General features: G+C 39.4%; 1 protein-coding gene. It reads left to right on the plus strand.

Annotated elements, in window-relative coordinates; all coding sequences use genetic code 11:
- The first annotated feature begins 138 nt into the window (after positions 1–138).
- On the plus strand, positions 139–834 hold the full coding sequence (locus ACYQ0O_RS12995) for a hypothetical protein (protein ID WP_459893753.1): 696 nt from the start codon (positions 139–141) through the stop codon (positions 832–834).
- Positions 835–980: the final 146 nt, after the last annotated feature.

Consider the following 980-nt stretch of genomic DNA (forward strand, 5'->3'; position numbering starts at 1 on the left):
CAGTCGCTCAACCTGACGCCTTCAGCCTGCGGCGATTTGGGAAAGCGGGGAAGTTGTGGAAGGGCTTGCCTGCTTTGGCGTTACGGTGCATTAAAAGGCGCAGGTTAGCTCAATCGTTCAAGGAGAATAACTTTGCAATTGGGGAAGCTAGAAAGAATATTTCAAAATATTTGGGAGCATGATGGGGACACAAGAGAAAAAGCGCGCCCTTATCAAAATAAATTTCAAAAATATTCTTTTTGGGCGATGATACTTTTATTTATATTAGCCATTACAGTTGCTATAAGTACAAAGTTTATTGGTCTTTTTTCTTGGCAGAAACTAACAGCGCTGATGTTTGTTGCTCTTTCACAAGTGTCAGCACTTCTATATCAGCTTTCATTTATATTTGAAGGGTTCAAAATATTGAAGGAACCTACAAGGCATTTTTTAGAACCTGTGACTAAATCATCAGCTCATGATTACGATTTGGCTTTATCTCTATCACGCTTTGATGTGGCTCAACTTGAGTATGCTAAAAATAGATTGTTATTAGAATGTGAGCAAATGAAAAGCCGAGTAAATATATTAGTTGGTGCAATTGATAAAGTGGGGATTTTACCTGTAGCTGTTACTTGGTTTTTGGCGGCCTACAAATACTTTGATAAAGGAGCGTTGGTTTTTAGTGAGGTAGACTGGCTGGTTTATGGATTAATGGGTATCTATATCGTAGCGGTTCCAATATTGTTCTTTATCCAAAAACTTCAACGTTATATTTTGGTTATTGAGACAACATTGAATATCAAAACAAATAAAGGATTAGTGCCGAGTCGAGGAACGAGAGCTCGGGACTAATCCATGGTTCAAGAAGCCGCGGGTCATAGGGGAAAAGGTCGATAGTTTCAGGATGGTCTTGCAGGTTGGATCAGGTGGAAAGTTTGATGAAGACATTTAAAAGGCGGCTGTCCATTGAAAATCGGGTCATTGATCGTCAAGGATAT

Source organism: Desulfothermus okinawensis JCM 13304, assembly GCF_054654515.1.